Genomic DNA, 17,385 nt, shown 5'->3' on the forward strand with positions numbered 1-17,385 from the left:
GCGCTCCGCATGGAGCGTCATGTCGAGAACGGCCGCAAGGTCGCCGAGTTCCTGCGCGGCGACCCGCGCGTCGCCTGGGTCAATTACGCCGGTTTCCCGGAGAGCCCCTACTACGCGCTGGCGCAGAAATATCTCAACGGCAGCGCCTCTTCGCTGCTCACCTTCGGACTCAATGGCGGCCTCGAAGCGGGCAAAGCCTTTTATGACGCGCTGAACCTGATCAAGCGCCTGGTCAATATCGGCGACGCCAAGTCGCTCGCCTGCCATCCCGCTTCCACCACGCATCGGCAGATGTCGCGCGAACAGCAGAGGACCGCCGGGATCCTCCCCGAGACCATCCGCCTCTCGGTCGGCATCGAGCATGTCGCCGATATCATCGACGATATCGACCAGGCGCTGGCAAAGGCTTGCGCCGGTCAAGGCCGGCTCGAGGCCGCCGAATAGACGGTCGTAGCGCGATGCCTGTTCTTTTCGACCAGAAGCAGTCGATCGCAAGCCCGGCCCTTGCGCCGGGGCACGAAGCGTTCGAGCGCCGCGAACGAACCGAGCTCACGATCGGGCTTGTCAACAACATGCCGGACGGCGCCCTGAAGGCGACCGAACGGCAATTCGCGCGTCTCTTGAGCGGCGCCGCGGGAAATGCACGGATCGACTTCCACTGCTTTTCGCTGCCGTCCGTCAAGCGCTCGGCAGCCGCGCGCGCCCATATCGAGAAGGACTATTCCGACATCGCCGCGCTCGGTCGGCTGAAGATCGACGGCCTGATCGTCACCGGCGCCGAGCCGAACGGTTGCGCGTTGCCGGAGGAGAGCCTGTGGCGCGAGCTGACCGACATCATCGATTGGGCCAGGACCAATACGCGCTCGACGATCTGGTCATGCCTCGCCGCCCATGCGGCGGTGCTGCATCTTGACGGCATCGAACGGCATCGGCTGCCGGCAAAATGCTCGGGCATCGAGGCCTGCATCAAGGTCAGCGAGGATTGGCTGACCCGCGGTCTGCGCGGCCCCCTCAAGGTTGCGCATTCCCGGCTCAACGAGGTGCGCGAGAACGATCTGGTGCGGCACGGCTACCAGGTGTTGACCCGCTCGAACTCTGCCGGGGTCGATATCTTCGCCAAGCAATACGAAAGCCGCTTCGTCTTCTTCCAGGGCCATCCGGAATATGACGCGCTGTCGCTGCAGCGGGAATATATGCGCGACCTCGCGCGATATCTGGCCGGCGAACGCGAGGACTATCCGGCGATTCCAGCAAATTATTTCGACGCCGCGACGGAGGCGCATCTCAACGCCTTTGAACCGCGCGCCAGGGCCGAGCGCGATCCAACACTGGCCGCCGAGTTGCCCGGGCTGACCCTTCGCGGCGACATTGCCGCAGGCGTCGTCGCCCATGTCATCCTGCGAAACTGGCTGGCTTTTCTCGGGCAATCGCGCAGATAAGCCCATCAGCGTCCACGTCGGTCAAAAACGCTCCCGAGAGGGTGGCGGCGGCTCGCGAAGCTCGCTACATTGAGCGGAATCCGCAAGCCCCTGCTGCCGCCCTTCGCAAAGCCTTCCGACGCGTGTCCGAGACCGATCGCCTCCACTCGACCCTCAGCTCCGTGTTCGGGCTTACGACCTTCCGCGGCGCGCAGGAAGAGATCATTCGGCATGTCACCGCTGGCGGCAACTGCCTGGTGCTGATGCCGACCGGAGGCGGCAAGTCGCTCTGCTATCAATTGCCGTCGCTGCTCCGCGAAGGCTGCGGCATCGTGGTCTCACCGCTGATCGCGCTGATGCGCGACCAGGTCGCCGGCCTTATGGAAGCGGGCGTCAATGCTGCCGTACTCAACTCCACCCTCACCTATCAAGAGGCGTCTGAAGTCGAGCGGCGGCTGATCGCGGGTGATATCGATTTGCTCTATGTGGCGCCGGAACGGCTGCTCACGCCGCGCTGCCTGTCCCTGCTGGAACAGGCGCGCATCGCGCTGTTTGCCATCGACGAGGCGCATTGCGTGTCGCAATGGGGGCACGATTTCCGTCCCGAATATATCGGGCTGTCGGTTCTCGCGGAACGCTTTCCCGACGTGCCGCGGATGGCGCTGACCGCGACCGCCGACGAATTGACCCGGCAGGAGATCGTCGACCGGCTGTCGCTGAAGGATGCGCCACAATTCGTTTCGAGCTTCGACCGGCCCAACATCCGCTACGAGATCATCGACAAGAAGAACGCGGTCGGCCAGCTCAAGACCTTCATCGCCGAGCGCCACGCGGGCGATGCCGGCATCGTCTATTGCCTGTCGCGCGCCCGCGTCGAGGAAGTTGCGCTCGCCCTGCAGGACGCCGGCATCGCCGCCCTGCCCTATCATGCCGGGCTCGAGGCAGGCGTTCGCGCGCGGCATCAGGATCGCTTCATCAATGAGGACGGCGTGGTGATCGTGGCCACCGTCGCCTTCGGCATGGGCATCGACAAGCCTGACGTGCGCTATGTCGCCCATCTCGATTTGCCCAAGAGTATCGAGGCCTATTACCAGGAGACCGGCCGTGCCGGACGCGACGGCAAGCCCTCGACGGCCTGGATGGCTTACGGTCTGCAGGACATCGTGCAGCAGCGGCGCATGATCGACGAGTCGGATGCGCCCGATACGTTCAAGCGCGTCTCTGCACAGAAGCTGGATGCGCTGGTCGGACTCGCCGAAACCGTCAATTGCCGGCGCGCACGGCTGCTGGCCTATTTCGGCGAGACAATAGCTTCCGAAAATTGCGGCAATTGCGACAACTGCCTCCTGCCGCCGCGCGTTCGCGACGGCAAGATCCTGGCGCAGAAGCTATTGTCCTGCGTCTATCGCACCGGACAGCGTTTCGGCGCCATGCATGTGTTCGATGTGCTGGTCGGGCGCCTGACCGAGAAGGTGCAGCAATTCGGCCATGACAAGCTCTCGGTGTTCGGCGTCGGCCGCGAGCTCAACGAGAAGCAGTGGCGCGTGGTCCTCCGGCAGCTGATCGCGATGGGGCACTTGCGCGCCGATAACGAGGCCTATGGCGCGTTGAGACTGACCGATTCGGCCCGCGGCGTCTTGCGCGGTGAGACCGAGGTGTGGCTGCGCGAGGAAGCGGAAGGCAAACGCAACCGCGCCATCCGCGCCAAGTCACGGCGCGGCGATCTCGCGCCCGCCTCACCCGGCCAGACCAGGACCGCCGACCCCGCGCTCTATGCGGCGTTGAAGGCCTGGCGGACCGAGACCGCACGCAAACGCGGCGTGCCGGCCTATGTCGTGCTGCATGATTCCACAATGGACGGCATCGCCGCCGCCCGCCCGACCACGCTCGCCGAGCTGCGCGGCGTTGCCGGCATCGGGGACAAGAAGTTGGAGCACTATGGGGCGGAGCTGATGGCGGTGATCAACGCGAATCGGGCGACGGCGTAAGTTCGCGGCCGGCTTTCCTGCCGGGTTTTGCTTCGCTCTACCCCTGCTTGGCGAGACAGCACTTCTTGAATTTCTTGCCACTTCCGCACGGGCAGGGATCGTTGCGTCCAATATCACGCCATGGGTTCCTGACCGGCTCTGATGGTGTCCAGGCCAAGTCGAGATCGCCGCGATAGAAAATATCCTCGTCGGAGAGTTCGTCTTCCTCATCGAATTTCCGGTGGTCGCTCCAGGCGAGCGCCTCGGCCACGTCCTCGATATAACCGAGACCGAACTCCTCCATGCGCGAAACGTCGCCTGGCCGCTGCTCGGCCTCGGCGAGGATTTCCTCGAATTCCTCGCGACCGATGGCCCAGTCCAGGATGCGGCCGTCGTTCCATCCGCGGTGGACCAGCCCAACCATGTTGCGCAGGCCAAGCAGCGCGATCGCTCTTACCCAGCTTTCCCACACCGGATCGTCATCTTCGGCAAGCCTTTCCTCGTAAAACCGTTCGAGAAGACGCGTCAGCCGATCACGTTCGATGCTCCCGATCCAGGTCAGGAAAATCGCAGCATCCAGCGCCGCCTCTCGGGCAAACGGGTCGGCGGAGCGGTCAGCAACGAGCGCGAACAAGGCCTCGACATTTCCATCGAATACACCAGCGATGATGCGCGGCATACCTTCTGTGAGAGCATCTCCGAGCAGATCATCGAGCTCATCTTGGGGCAAACGCAACAGGCGCAGCAGAGGCTCGCACGATTGGATGTCGCGCGCACCGCCCAGAATGTACACGCCGCGGAGCAGCAGCATGCGCTGCTCCTCGGACAGCCGCTCGCCGTTTGCGGCTCTCGCAAGAATGGCACGCAGCGGAGGAGCTGCCTCCTCCATCCGGATGAGACACATCCCGATCGCGTAAGTCGGGACGTGCTCTTCTGTCGAAATCAAATGGAGGTAGTTCTCGATCGGCCCGACGTCTTCGTGACCAAGGACTGCTTCGGCCTCTTCCTTTTTCATCCACCTCTCCTGTGCCCGTCCGCCCACGCAGCTAGCGTGCCAACAGATTAGCGCAGGAGGGCGTTACAGAAAAACAGCAATGATCAGTGCCAACACCGATAGCCGTCAGGTTCGACGGCGAGGTTAGCCGTTCCGGAACGTATACGCATAGCCGTTGATCGCCGGCGCGCCGCCGAGATGGGCGTAGAGCACCTTGGAGCCGGCCGGAAAATAGCCCTTCTTCACCAGGTCCATCATGCCCTGCATGGATTTGCCCTCATAGACCGGGTCAGTGATCATGCCTTCCAGCCGGGCGCAGAGGCGAATGGCCTCCTTGGTCTCGTCGGAGGGAACGCCGTAGGCGGGATAGGCGTAATCCTCGACCAGCACCACATCGTCATCCTCGATCTCGCGGCCGAGTTCGACTAGCTTCGCGGTGTTGCGCGCGATGTCGAGCACCTGCGCCTTGGTCTGCTTCGGAGTAAACGAGCCGTCGATCCCGATCACGCGCCGCGCGCGCCCGTCAGCGGCGAACCCGACCGTCATGCCGGCATGGGTCGAGCCGGTCACCGTGCAGACCACGATGTAGTCGAACTTGAAGCCGAGCTCCTTCTCCTGCGCACGCACTTCTTCGGCGAAGCCGACATAGCCGAGGCCACCGAATTTGTGCACCGAAGCGCCGGCGGGAATCGCATAAGGCTTGCCGCCCGCAGCCTTCACCTCCTCGATCGCCTCTTCCCAGCTCCTGCGGATGCCGATGTCAAAACCGTCCTCGACCAGCCGTACGTCCGCACCCATGATGCGGCTGAGCAGGATGTTGCCGACACGGTCATAAACCGCGTCCTCATGCGGAACCCAGGCTTCCTGCACCAGCCGACACTTCATGCCGAGCTTGGCGGCGACGGCCGCGACCATGCGGGTGTGGTTGGACTGCACGCCCCCGATCGACACCAGCGTGTCGGCATTGGAGGCGATGGCGTCGGGAATGATGTATTCGAGCTTGCGCAGCTTGTTGCCGCCAAAAGCAAGGCCGGAGTTGCAGTCCTCGCGCTTGGCATAAAGCTCGACCTTGCCGCCGAGATGGCGCGAGAGCCGGTCCAGCTTCTCGATATGGGTGGGTCCAAAGGTGAGCGGATAGCGCGCGAATTTTTCCAGCATGCTGGCTGCTCCGAATGATGTGGTTGCTGGCGCCAGCTGTACCATCAAGCATCAGAAAGGTGCTCTCAAATTCAGTCAGGCAATAGCGCATCCGTTGCGCAAGCTGAGAATTATGCTATTATTTCTTTCGATTATGACCATAAAAGTGAAAGATTCTTCCATACCGATCGAAGACCTCGATCGCATCGACGTTAAGATGCTGCGTTTGCTGCAGAAAAACGCCCGGCTCAGCAACGCGGAACTGGCCGAGCTGGCCGGCGTGAGCCCCGCCACCTGTCATCGCCGGACCCAGCGCCTGTTCGAGGATGGTTTCATCACCGAGGCGCGCGCGATGATCGCACCGCGCAAGGTCGGCAAGGGCGCGCTGGTGATGGTCGGCGTCGTGCTCGATCGCTCCACGCCGGAGAGTTTTGCAACCTTCGAGCGGGCGGTGGCAAAATTGAAATTCGTGCTCGACTGCCATCTCGTGGCCGGCGATTTCGACTACTTCCTCAAGATCCGCGTCGGCGACATGGAGGGCTTCAACCGCATCCATGGCGAGCAGCTGATCGCGCTGCCCGGCGTGCGGCAGACGCGTACCTTCTTTGTGATGAAGGAAGTCGTCGACAACGCGCCGCTGGATTTCTGATCGCAGCAACCGCCTGCGGCGTGCGGTCGCAGGTCTTCGCGACCATTAATGCGAATTAATTCCGCGGCAAGCATAGTTTAATCGACCCGACAGGCCGCGGTAAGGCCGCGTGCGTTAACTCTCCGAACAAGGCCAACGGGCCTCACCCCATTTCGGAGATGCAAGTCAATGACAGATAACGCACGTTCCATTCGCAAGATTCTATCGACGCGGCGCTTGGCGCTGCTCGGCTCGGTCGCCGTGCTCGGCTCGGCCTTGATGCTGGGCGGCCCGCTCACCGGGAACCACCTTGCCACGCCTGCCCATGCCGCAATCCAGAGTGCACAGCAGGGCCCGACCGGCTTTGCCGATCTCGTCGCCAAGGTGAAGCCCGCAGTGATCTCCGTACGCGTAAAGATGGACGCCAACGCCATCTCCGGAGATGAAGGACAGAGCAGCGAGCAAGACGGCTCGCCCTTTGCCGGCACGCCGTTCGAGAAGTTCTTCCATCAATACGGTGAGAACGGCCCGCGCATGCGGATGACGCCGCACCGCGAAATCACGGGTCTCGGCTCCGGCTTCTTCATTTCCGCTGACGGTTATGCGGTGACCAACAACCACGTTGTCGACCACGCCTCCTCGGTGCAGGTGACGACCGATGACGGCGCCATCTACACCGCCAAGGTCATCGGGACCGACCCGAAGACGGATCTCGCGCTGATCAAGGTCGACGGCAAGGGCAAGAATTTTGCCTATGTCAATTTCGAGGACCAGACACCGCGCATCGGTGACTGGGTGGTCGCGGTCGGCAATCCCTACGGCCTCGGCGGCACCGTGACCGCCGGCATCATCTCGGCGGAAGGCCGCGACATCGGCTCCGGTCCGTATGACAGCTACATCCAGATCGACGCGCCCATCAACAAGGGCAACTCGGGTGGTCCGACCTTCGACACCAATGGCAACGTCATCGGTGTCAACACGGCGATCTATTCGCCGTCCGGCGGCTCGGTCGGCATCGGCTTCGACATTCCGGCCGCGACCGTCAAGAACGTGGTCGCGCAGCTCAAGGACCATGGCTCGGTGACCCGCGCCTATATCGGCGTGCAGGTGCAGCCGGTCACACCGGGCATTGCCGAGAGCCTGGGAATGAAGAAGGCGGAAGGCGCGTTGGTTGATGAGGCACAGGCGGATACGCCGGCGGCCAAGGCCGGCATCCAGGCGGGCGACGTCATCACCGCGGTCAACGGCAACGCGATCAAGGACTCTGGCCAGCTGGCCCGGGAGATCTCGGCCATGAGCCCGGGCTCCACGGTCAAGCTCGACGTGCTCCGCAAGGGCGAGTCGAAGACCTTCGACGTGACGCTTGCGACCATGCCGAACCATCGCGAGGCGAACGCCGGCAACGAGGAAGAAGGTTCTGCGGCGACCCCGCACCTCGGCCTCTCGGTCGCGCCGGCCGGTGAAGTCGCGGGCGCGGGAGCCAAGGGCGTCGTGGTCACCAACGTCGATCCCGACGGACCGGCCGCCGAGCATGGCTTCCAGTCCGGTGACGTGATCCTCTCCGTGGGCGGGCAGAGCGTCTCCAACGTCGGTGAGCTGCGCAAGGCGCTGAGGGATGCCAAGAGCCAAGGCAAGCACCAGGTGCTGATGCAGGTGAAGACCGCCGATAACACCCACTTCGTCGCCATGCCGATCGGCTGATCGGCCCGATCCATTGGCGACTCGATCCCGCCGTCCGCGCGTTCTCCAGGCGCGGGCGGCGGGCGCTTTTCGTTACTTGACGACAGCGCGGACTTGGAGGAAGCGCAACGTCTTTTGCGCCGTCTCAAGAGACAATCGCTGATAGTCGTTCTTCGCCAGATTGAGCACTTCGGCCGAGACCTGTTTCGGTCGCTTGCGATTGCGCAGGATGGCTTCGGTCGTTGGCCAGCTGAGACCGGCCGCCCTGCAGGGAACGAGCACGGCATCGTTACGGACGCCTGTCATGATCTCCGCGATGACGTCGATCTTGGATGAGGTCAGGACGGCAACTCCGACGATCACCTGCGGCATTTGACCGGCGGCGGCGAAGTTGCCGAGCGTCTCGTCATTGAGGCGCCTCGCCTTCTGCAGGCTTTGGATGGCCTTTCGGCATTCTCATACCTGATGTCCTTGGTCGCCCCGCTGATTGCCGTCGATATCTCGGCCAGGATTTGCGTGAGCTGCTCGCGCTGCTGTGGCGGGATCAGCGCGAGGAGCTTTGCTCGTACCGCCTCGGTGGCACGCGCGAGCAGGTCGCGCAGCAGACGGACGGGAATGTCGCGCCGGGAACCGACGGCCTCGGAGAGAATGTCGTCTCCATTCGCTTTCTCGACCAAAACGGAATAGCCGGTGTCTGAAAACCGTGCGCCAGCATTCTGGGCCAAGGTGTGGATCACCCGCCGGTCACCGCGTTCGAGCAGCACGTCCGTGACCGCAGTTTCCAGGCCCTCGCGTCTCGAGATCGCGACCAGATGCTCCTGACCGCGCACCTGGGCGATCTCCGTCAGATCGGTCGTCGTCAGGCGCTTGGATTCCGTCAGCACCGGTCCGGACACCGAAATCGCCTCATTCCAAGCCAGCCGCTTGATGGTCTCGACCGGTGCGTTGTCGATGGGAGCCAGGCACTGGCCAAGTTCAGCCAGCGCCTTGGTCTCGATTCTGGCCATCAACCGGCACAGGACATCGTCGAAGACCTTCACCTGCTCGTCCGTCAGCGAGGCTGAACCGGCAAGAAAGAGAGTGGTGACCTGACGGAGCTTGTTGACGCGCGTCTCCGAAGAGCCGCTGCGCACGGCAGCTTCAAGCTCGGAGATGAGCGATTCCTGAGGCTCGGCTTCAATGACAGACATTTTTTGCAATCCCAGCGGTTCTCAAAGGTCGCCGAGTCGACTCAAGGCGATCGTCGGAAAGCGGCGACTATTCAGCGCGCGTGACCGTTAAAAAGGTGGAAATTCGGCGAGGACTTCGCTGTCGAAATTTTGCATCACGTAATTCTACGTGAGTCCCCACAAGGCTGTGATCGCGGTGCGCTAAACCACCCCTATCGCGCGAGGCGCTCTTTGCCGGACCGCGGCTGCTTCAGCCATGGCTTGCTCCCATCGGCATCGCACCGGTTCTCAGATACTGGCCGGCGATCGATGAATTATGATGAGCGATCCAGTCCTCGGCGTATTCGGGCGTCAGGGACCTCGCGAAAACATAGCCCTGACCGATGTCGCAGCCAGCGCGCTGCACCCTCGCAAGGGTCTGCAGATTGTCGACGCCTTCGACGACGACTTTCATGCTGAAGGCCCGGGCGAGCGCGACGGAGGCGTCAATGATCTTCATCATATCATCGTCGGCCTCGCAGCCTTTGACAAAGGACTGGTCAATCTTGAGCTCGCTGAAAGGAAGCCGCGCCAGGGCCGAAAGCGACGAATAGCCGGTGCCGAAATCGTCCATCGCGGCCCCGATATTCTTGATCCTCAGCCTGACCAGGATGTCCATCGCCCGTTCAACATCGGACATCGCGGCGCTCTCGGTGATTTCGGCGATCAAGGAACTGGCTGGCATCGCCTCCTTGCGCAGGATGTCCTCGATCCGTCGGGCAAGGACAGGTCGGACATCAGCGAAGCGGAAATGTTGACGGCGATGGTAAAGCCCGGGTGTCTTTCGACCAGCCTTCGGCCCGTTGTGATCGCGAGCGAGAGAATATGATCGGTCAGTTCCGGCATGAGGCCGAATTGCTCGGCCATCGGAATGAAGACGGCCGGCGAAACCAGACCCAATTCGGAAGACCGCCAGCGGGCAAGCGCCTCGGCTCCGACGACCTTTCCGGAGCAAAGCTCCACCTTCGGCTGGAACTCCACGGAAATTCCTTTCGAGCCAGCGCAGCCACAATGCTTTCCCGCGTGAGGTCAAGCGAGGGCGCATCGCTGCTGCCAGCGATCCTCTTCGCCCGCGGCAGATGTAGCGCCTCCTTGAGACGGTCGAGATTGAGCGGCTTGGTCATGCATCCATTCAGCGGCAGCCCGAATCCGTCCGCAACCCTCTTGGCCGAGTTCAGGACACGCTCGTCGCAGGAGCTGATGATCACGATCTGCATGGTGTGGAGGCCGAGATCGGCCGCAAGCCGGAGCAGCTCAATCCCGTCGCGTGTGCCAAGCGACAAATCAAGCGTCATGACATCGAAGGACTCGTGGCGGAGAAGCCCCGCCGCCGCCTCGAAGGAAGATGCAAAGGCGGTGTCGTAGCCGAGGTTCGCGCCGATCCTGCCGATCACGGTGCGCTGCACCAGATCACCTTCGACGACCAGAAGCCGCCCCATCGATTCCGCCAGCTGACCGACAACAGCCGCCATCGTGCAATCCCCTGTCCGAGCTGGTCGACTTGTAGCGCAAGCGGATGGACGCGCGTGAAGGTCAGGTCCTTAAAACTTTCGCTAATTGCGAGCATTGATTAACCATAATTTGCCGGCCGCTTGCTGCGGCCCACCCGTTTGCAGGCACCGGAAGGGCTGCCGCCCCACCGCGATTTATGTCACAACAGGCACATAACGCCCCCCGGCCCGTCAGCGAGTCCAAAATGCCCGCGCCAAAGCCACCTGCGTTCGAAACTCTGAGCCTGCATGCGGGCCAGCATCCGGATCCCGCGACCGGCGCCCGCGCGGTGCCCATCTACCAGACGACGTCCTATGTGTTCCAGGACTCCGAGCATGCGGCGGCGCTGTTCAATCTCGAACGTGCCGGCCACATCTATACCCGCATCTCCAATCCCACCACCGCCGTGCTCGAGGAGCGGCTGGCGGCACTGGAAAACGGGGTCGGCGCCATCTGCACCGCGAGCGGTATGGCCGCGATGCATCTCTCCATCGCAACCTTGCTTAGCGCCGGCGATCACATCGTCGCCTCCGCCTCGCTCTATGGCGGCACCATCAATCTTTTGGCGCATACGCTGCCGCGCTTCGGCATCACCACCACATTCGTGAAGCCGCGCGACCACGAGGCCTTCCGTGCCGCGATCCGGCCGAACACGCGGCTCGTGATTGCCGAGACCATTGGCAATCCTGGCCTCGAAGTGCTCGATACACCGGTGATCGCCGACATCGCGCATGAGGCAAAAATTCCGCTCCTGATCGACAACACCTTTGCCACCCCCTATCTCAATCGCCCAATCGACCATGGCGCCGACATCGTCATGCACTCCGCGACCAAGTGGCTGGGAGGCCACGGCATCGCTATCGGGGGCGCCATCGTCGATGGCGGCCGCTTCGACTGGCGCGCCTCGGAGAAATTCGCGGTGCTGACCGAGCCCTATGCCGGCTACCACGGCATCGTCTTTGACGAGCAGTTCGGCACAGCAGCGTTCATCATGCGCGCGCGCACCGAAGGCTTGCGCGACTTCGGCGCCTGCATCTCACCGACCAATGCGTTCCAATTGCTCCAAGGCATCGAAACCCTGCCGGTACGCATGGACCGCCATGTGCAAAACACCCATGCCGTGCTTGCGGCCCTCAAGAGCAACAAGGCGGTCGAATGGGTGCTGCATCCCTCGCTCGAGGACCACCCGGATTATCAGCTGGCGAAGCGCCTGCTGCCGCGCGGCGCGGGCTCGATCGTCAGCTTCGGCATCAAGGGCGGCCGCGCGGCAGGCCGCAAATTCATCGAGTCGCTGCGCCTGATCAGCCATCTCGCCAATGTCGGCGACGCCAAGACGCTGGTGATTCATCCCGCCTCGACAACGCATCAGCAGATGGATGCCGAGCAGTTGAAAGCCGCCGGCATCGGCGAGGAGCTGGTGCGGCTCTCGGTCGGCATCGAAGCCGCCCAGGACATCATCGATGATCTCTCATCCGCGCTGCGCGCCTCGCAAAAGGTTTGATGCTCATGAATTTCCAGGTGAACGGCAAGCAGGCTTTTGTTGCGACTGGCGGCCGCGCCTTCGAAGCATCCCTGCCCGCGGTCGTCCTTGTCCATGGCGCCGGCTTCGATCACACGACCTGGGCGCTGCACAGCCGCTGGTTTGCGCATAACGGCTTTTCGGTGCTGGCACCCGATCTGCCCGGCCACGGCCGCTCGGCCGGCCCCGCGCTTCATAGCATCGCCGAGATGGCCGACTGGGTCGCAGCACTGCTGAATGCGACGAACGCGAGCAAGGCGCATCTGATCGGCCACTCCATGGGCTCGCTGATCGCGCTGGAGACCGCGGCGCGCCATCCCGACAAGGTCTCGGCGCTCAGCCTGATCGGCACTGCGGCGACCATGACCGTCGGCCCCGACCTGTTGAAGGCAGCCGAAGCCAATGACCCGGCCGCCATCGACATGGTCTCGATCTGGGGCCTCGGCTTTTCCGCTGAGCTCGGCGGCAGCCTCGCGCCGGGGCTCTGGATGCATGGCAGCGCACAGCGGACGCTCCAGCACTGCGCGCCCGGCGTGCTGCATTCTGATCTGGCCGCGTGCAACGCCTACGCGGATTCGCTGGCGTCCGCCGCCAAGGTGAAGGTACCGACCACGGTGATCCTCGGCGAGCGTGACATGATGACGCCGGCAAAAGCCGGCAAAGCACTGGCAGCGGCGATTCCCAATGCCCGCACGGTGGTGCTCGCCGGCGCGGGGCACATGATGATGTCGGAGCGGCCGGACGAGCTGCTGGGGGCGATCAGGGGATGAAGAGCTCGCGGTAACGCAATATCGAAGCAAAAAGCCGGCCGGCTCGTGGCCGGCGGGCTTGCTGGTTGCGAGCGTCGTTCAGGTCCGGCTTTAGTTGCTGGCGCCCTCGGCGAGAGTGTTGACCTTGTTGATCAGGTCCTGCGCCTGATTGCCAAGGCTGTCCACTGTGCCAAGATCGACGGGCTGACCCGCGAACGCGGCGGCGTGGAGCGTGTTCTTGATCTTGAACGCAAGGTCCTGGCGTTGCTGAATGATGCCGTCCATCTGCTTGAGATAGGCGAGATAGGTCTGGTTGGTGCCGGTGATGGACTTGTTCGCCCAGACCAGGCTGGCACGGCCGAGATCGCCGACCGGCGCGTCCAGCTGCTTGAAGACGGTCGCAAGTTCGGTGAAGTTCGCCTGCGCTTTGGCAATGCCTGACGGCAACGCCTGCGGCTGCATCCACTCCGCCACGACGCGGCCTTCATGCACATAGTCGTCCTTCAGGCCGAGCAGTGCCACGATCGTCGGCCGCACGTCGGCATGATCGGTGAACACGGCGTCATCGCGTCCAAGCCGCTGCACGCCGGGACCCGCGATCGCCACCCAGGTCCGGGTGATCTCCTGCTGGTAGTCGCCATGGTTCCAAGCGAAGCTCGGGCCCACGAACACGCAGTCCGACTGCTGCTGGCACGCGGTCGCCGGCGGCTTGCTGACGGTCTCGAAGAAGTAGTTGTCATTGCCGAACATCGTGAGCGTCGGCGCGCGCGCTGGGCTGGCCGTGAGCATGTGCAACAGCTTCATCTCCGCACGATCGGCCAGGAGCTGCGACAGCTGTGTCGCCGGATCGGAGGAGGCGAGCTCGCCCCGCACCGCGGTGTCGACCGTGGAGCCCGCACCATAGAAGGTGGTCATGTCGTCGGGCAGCCGCTCGAACTCGATATTGGCGACCGAGAAGGCGCCGACATCGCAGCCGGCACGGGTGTACGCCACCCACGGAGCCGGCGCGGTCTTGCCGAATTCGTCGAGCATCTGCGGCTTGCCGTCAGCGGCCACCGCGGTCCAGTACAGGAAGGAGGAGTTGAAGCCGACGCTGCCGTCCGGCTTGAAATAGCCGTAACTGTTGGCGACCGGAATGCCGTTGCGGTCGCCATAGACGCCGGTCAGCGCGGTGTCGATATCGTGCGCGGTGTGGGAGATCAGCGGATCGTGGTGATTGCCGCTGATGACACCGTTGTCATGCAGGAAATTGAAGAGGTTCGGCATCTGCTCCATGTGTGAGGGAACGTTGGGATTGTCCCGCCGCAGATGCACATTGTCGAAAACGATGTTGACCACCCGCTTGACCTTGCCGCCGGAGGAATTCAACTGGCATGCGGCGGACGCCGATTGCGTGGTGACGCCGAGAAGCAGCAAACCTAGCGCTGTCGCGCCGGAAAATGCCTTCAATAGTTTCGTCGCGCTCTCCTGATCGTCGGCGCAGATCTTGCGAAATACGCAAATTTTTCGCCGACCGGCACTGATCTAATGCGAGCGATGTTGCGCCCGCTTGACACGGGCATGACGCGTCTGCGGCAACTGATCGGTCAGAGGAAATTGCTGTGAAGAACGTGCTCGCCTAAAGCGCGATGAATCGTCATCGCGCTTTAGCTCTCTGATTGAGCATGATCATTTCGGAAAACCGCTTCACACTTTTCCGAATCATGCTCTATGGTAATCCCGGCGCCCAGCACAGCGCGAGATATTGGCCTTGCGCGATCTGCGCCGGGGACATCTTCGAGGCCACCGCGTTGCGCAGGCGCAGGAAATAGTCGCGGTCGTGCCGCGGGGCCCGGGAGGCGGCGAGATTGAGCCATTTATAGGCGAGCACAAAATCCTGCGGCACGCCATGGCCCTTGTCGTACATCAGACCGAGCATGGCCTGGCCAAATGGATTGCCGGAGATCGCAGCCTGGACGTAGAAGTCCGCCGCCGCGGCATAGGCCTGCGGCGCGCCGTAGCCATTCTCATACATGAATCCGAGAAAGGCCTGCGCGCGGGCGTTACCGTGCAGCGCCAGCGGCGTCAGGATTTTAACTGCGCCGATATAGTCGCCCCGCGCGTAAGCCGCATTCGCACTTCCCACCGCATCGGCCCGCGCAGAGGACAGCGACAGCGCGAGGCAGGCGAACAGCGTCAGTACGGAAGCGACGGCGCGACGCGCGCGACTCCGCTCAATGCACGGTGTGGATGGTGAGATCATCGGTGCTCGCTCCGACGCTGCCGCGCAGTTTCGACCGCAGCTCTTCGGCGACGTGATGCGCATCGGTGCCGTCGCGAATAATCTGGGGCCGAATGAAGATGATCAATTCGGTGCGGGTTCCCTTCTTGTCCTGATGCGAGAAGGCGTCGCCCAGTCCCTTGATCTCGTCCAGCAGGGGAACGCCGTTGCGGGTGCCGTCCTGATTCTCGCTGATCAGCCCGGCAAGCAGCACCGTTTGGCCGTTCGCAACCGAAATCGAACTCTTCACCCGCCGCTCAGAGACCGTCGGCGTGAGGCTTGCCGCGGTAGTCGGCGTGACGTTGCTAATCTCCTGTTCGACTTCGAGCCGGACCGTGCCGTTGATGCTGATGCGCGGCGAGACGCGCAGGATGATGCCAGTGTTGCGATAGTCGATGGTGTTGACCACCGTGTTGCTCGTGGTCAGTACCGTGGCGCTGCCGGTCGATACCGGCACGACGTCGCCGACTTGGAGCGTCGCCACCTGGTTGTTGATCACGACCAGCGACGGATTCGACAGCACCTTGACCGAGGTCACCGTATGCAGTGCATCCAGAATGAGATGCGGATTGACTTCCGATCCGAGCAGAAGGTTGAAGCCGGGGAAGGCGCGATTGATCAGGGCGCTGGTCGCCGTGCTGACGACCGAGTTGCCGGTGCTATCGGTCGAGGTCGTGGTGGTCGAGGTCGGGGCCGAAGTCGATTGCGTATTCAGCAGTGAGCCGACGCCGGTCTTCTGAAGATAGAACTGCACACCGTAGGAGAGCTCATTGGTCAGCGTGACCTCGGCGATGGTGGCATCGATGGCGACCTGCAGCGACGGCCGGTCCACCTGGTCGAGCGTCGCCTCGATGATCTTGTAGTTGGCCTGATCGGCATAGATCAGGAGCTCGTTGTTGACGACATCCGGGGTGATGCGGACGTTCTGCATGATCGGCTGACCGTTCGTGCCGCTTGTCCGAGCGTCGAGGGCACTGGAATTGGTGCCGGTGCCGCTGTTGGTGCCGTTATTGCCCGCCCCTGTCCCCGAGTTCTGCTGCAGCGCGCCGAAGGGCGAGGCGCCCCCGCTCGTGGACGCTCCCCGCGAGGCGAAGCCGTTAGCGGACGCCGACCCGTTGGATGAGTTCGAGTTCAGCGACAGACGATCGGCCACGCTCGAGGTCGAACTCAGGCCCGATCCCGGCGCGACCTGATTGTCGGAGCTGTCGAGCGATGATGATGAGCCGCCGATGAACATATCGGTAAGCACCTTCGAAATCTGGCGCGCCTCGCCATATTTCACGCGATAGACATGGACGCTGGTGCGGGCGGTGTCGGCCTGATCCAGCCGCCTGATCCAGGTCTGGGCCGTGTGCAACAAAGCGGGCTTGCGGCTGACCACCAGAATGGCGTTGAGGCGGCTCATCGGCTGGAATTTCACGAGATTGGAGCTGAGGCCGGAGTCGCCTGAATCCATGATCTTTTCCAGTTCCGCGATGATCGGCTCGGGCGCGCTGCAGGAAACCGGATAGATGCCGACCGACTGGCCGCGCATCCAGTCGACGTCGAAGGAGAGCGCGGTGTCGACCGCGGTGCGGCGCTCGGCGCCGGTGCCCTGGATCAGCAGAATGTTGCGGGTCGGATCGGCGCGAACGCTGCCCGGCTTGGTGGCGAAGGAATCCATCAGCTTCAGGATGGTCTGCGCCGATACATATTGTAGTGGCACCACCGAGACACCGTAGCCCGGCTCGGGAGACGCGGCTGCGGCATCGACGCGGCCCGCGCCGACCGCATCGCCAAGCGGCGTCAGCTTGTACCCGGCGGGATCCTTCAGCAGCACCACGCCGGAGAGGCGCAAGGCGCTTTCGAGCACGAATACGATGTCGGACTTGGCCACCGGCCGCACTGACACCAGGCTGACGGTGCCCTGGACGCGCGGATCGATGCTGTAGCCGGTTTGCAGGATATCGCCGAGCACGACCTTGGCGACGGTCGCCACCGGCGTGTTCTCGAAGTTGAGATCATAGCCGGAGCCGCCCGAGGCGGGCTGGGTCACGAGCCGGGAATCGCCGACATCCGTGACCTCGGTCCCTTCATAAACCGCAGCCTTGGCGCGTTGGCCGACATTGGTCTGCCCGCCGCCGACCATCTCCGGCTGGCGGGGCATGATGTCGGTCGAACGCACCTTGTCGAGCACGTCGATATCGGAAGGCGCCGTCGAGCCGCCCACCGTCGCCAGGTTGCAGGACGTCAGGATGCTGACGAGAAAGAGCGCAATCGAAATCGCGCCAAAGCCGCGTGCGGCTGCCCGGGATCGGCCCTGATTGCCGACGCGCACCATGATATTGCCGATCC

Annotated in this window: 12 protein-coding genes and 4 pseudogenes; 7 read left to right on the forward strand and 9 right to left on the reverse strand. The window is 63.1% G+C overall.

The features are described from left to right. The 3 genes from VFB05_RS30775 to recQ form a co-directional block, all read left to right on the forward strand. On the forward strand, positions 1-444 hold a 444-nt coding region (locus tag VFB05_RS30775; protein ID WP_325019712.1), incomplete at its 5' end, for a PLP-dependent transferase. A 14-nt stretch (positions 445-458) separates the two neighbouring features. Beyond that, positions 459-1,439, forward strand: coding sequence for a homoserine O-succinyltransferase MetA (metA, locus tag VFB05_RS30780; RefSeq protein WP_325019714.1), 981 nt, complete (start codon positions 459-461; stop codon positions 1,437-1,439). Between the two features lie 122 nt (positions 1,440-1,561). Beyond that, positions 1,562-3,406, forward strand: coding sequence for a DNA helicase RecQ (recQ, locus tag VFB05_RS30785; RefSeq protein ID WP_325019716.1), 1,845 nt, complete (start codon positions 1,562-1,564; stop codon positions 3,404-3,406). A 37-nt stretch (positions 3,407-3,443) separates the two neighbouring features. On the opposite strand, the pseudogene VFB05_RS32085 reads toward recQ, so the two are convergent. The 3 genes and pseudogenes from VFB05_RS32085 to VFB05_RS30795 all read right to left on the reverse strand — a co-directional run. Continuing rightward, positions 3,444-3,551: pseudogene (locus VFB05_RS32085) on the reverse strand (SEC-C metal-binding domain-containing protein); the annotation flags it as partial. 102 nt (positions 3,552-3,653) lie between these two features. Beyond that, a pseudogene (locus VFB05_RS30790) lies at positions 3,654-4,400 on the reverse strand (DUF1186 domain-containing protein); the annotation flags it as partial. A gap of 123 nt (positions 4,401-4,523) precedes the next feature. After that, positions 4,524-5,537: a 1-aminocyclopropane-1-carboxylate deaminase gene (locus VFB05_RS30795; protein WP_325019720.1), complete on the reverse strand. Its 1,014-nt coding sequence runs from the start codon at positions 5,535-5,537 to the stop codon at positions 4,524-4,526. Positions 5,538-5,670: 133 nt separating this feature from the next. On the opposite strand from VFB05_RS30795, the gene VFB05_RS30800 reads away from it, so the two are divergent. Together VFB05_RS30800 and VFB05_RS30805 are read left to right on the forward strand one after the other, a co-directional pair. Then, complete coding sequence (locus VFB05_RS30800; protein ID WP_325019778.1) at positions 5,671-6,165, forward strand: Lrp/AsnC family transcriptional regulator; 495 nt, start codon at positions 5,671-5,673, stop codon at positions 6,163-6,165. A gap of 168 nt (positions 6,166-6,333) precedes the next feature. After that, a complete protein-coding gene (locus VFB05_RS30805; RefSeq protein ID WP_325019722.1) occupies positions 6,334-7,845 on the forward strand; it encodes a Do family serine endopeptidase in 1,512 nt (503 codons plus the stop codon). A gap of 72 nt (positions 7,846-7,917) precedes the next feature. On the opposite strand, the pseudogene VFB05_RS30815 reads toward VFB05_RS30805, so the two are convergent. From VFB05_RS30815 to VFB05_RS30825, 3 genes and pseudogenes are all read right to left on the reverse strand, one after another. Beyond that, positions 7,918-9,014 (reverse strand): annotated as a pseudogene (locus VFB05_RS30815) (DUF2336 domain-containing protein). Between the two features lie 229 nt (positions 9,015-9,243). Then, a pseudogene (locus VFB05_RS30820) lies at positions 9,244-9,965 on the reverse strand (EAL domain-containing protein); the annotation flags it as partial. Beyond that, positions 9,866-10,504, reverse strand: coding sequence for a response regulator (locus VFB05_RS30825; protein ID WP_325019726.1), 639 nt, complete (start codon positions 10,502-10,504; stop codon positions 9,866-9,868). The gene VFB05_RS30825 and the pseudogene VFB05_RS30820, both read right to left, overlap by 100 nt. A gap of 224 nt (positions 10,505-10,728) precedes the next feature. Between VFB05_RS30825 and VFB05_RS30830 the strand changes: the two genes are divergently transcribed. Beyond that, entirely contained in the window at positions 10,729-12,024 is a 1,296-nt protein-coding gene (locus VFB05_RS30830; RefSeq protein WP_325019729.1) for an O-acetylhomoserine aminocarboxypropyltransferase, read from the forward strand. Between the two features lie 5 nt (positions 12,025-12,029). Continuing rightward, positions 12,030-12,812, forward strand: coding sequence for an alpha/beta hydrolase (locus tag VFB05_RS30835; protein WP_325019785.1), 783 nt, complete (start codon positions 12,030-12,032; stop codon positions 12,810-12,812). Between the two features lie 90 nt (positions 12,813-12,902). Here VFB05_RS30835 and VFB05_RS30840 read toward each other — a convergent pair whose 3' ends face one another. The 3 genes from VFB05_RS30840 to gspD form a co-directional block, all read right to left on the reverse strand. Continuing rightward, positions 12,903-14,240, reverse strand: a complete 1,338-nt coding sequence (locus tag VFB05_RS30840; RefSeq protein WP_325019730.1) for a hypothetical protein — start codon at positions 14,238-14,240, stop codon at positions 12,903-12,905. A gap of 259 nt (positions 14,241-14,499) precedes the next feature. Next, the gene (locus tag VFB05_RS30845; protein ID WP_325019732.1) at positions 14,500-15,033 is read right to left on the reverse strand and encodes a tetratricopeptide repeat protein; all 534 of its coding nucleotides are present in this window, start codon (positions 15,031-15,033) and stop codon (positions 14,500-14,502) included. Continuing rightward, a complete protein-coding gene (gene gspD, locus VFB05_RS30850; RefSeq protein WP_325019787.1) occupies positions 15,005-17,371 on the reverse strand; it encodes a type II secretion system secretin GspD in 2,367 nt (788 codons plus the stop codon). Before gspD ends, VFB05_RS30845 begins: the two co-directional genes overlap by 29 nt. Positions 17,372-17,385 lie beyond the last annotated feature (14 nt).

It is taken from the genome of Bradyrhizobium sp. (assembly GCF_035652035.1).
In the GTDB taxonomy this organism is placed as follows: domain Bacteria; phylum Pseudomonadota; class Alphaproteobacteria; order Rhizobiales; family Xanthobacteraceae; genus Bradyrhizobium.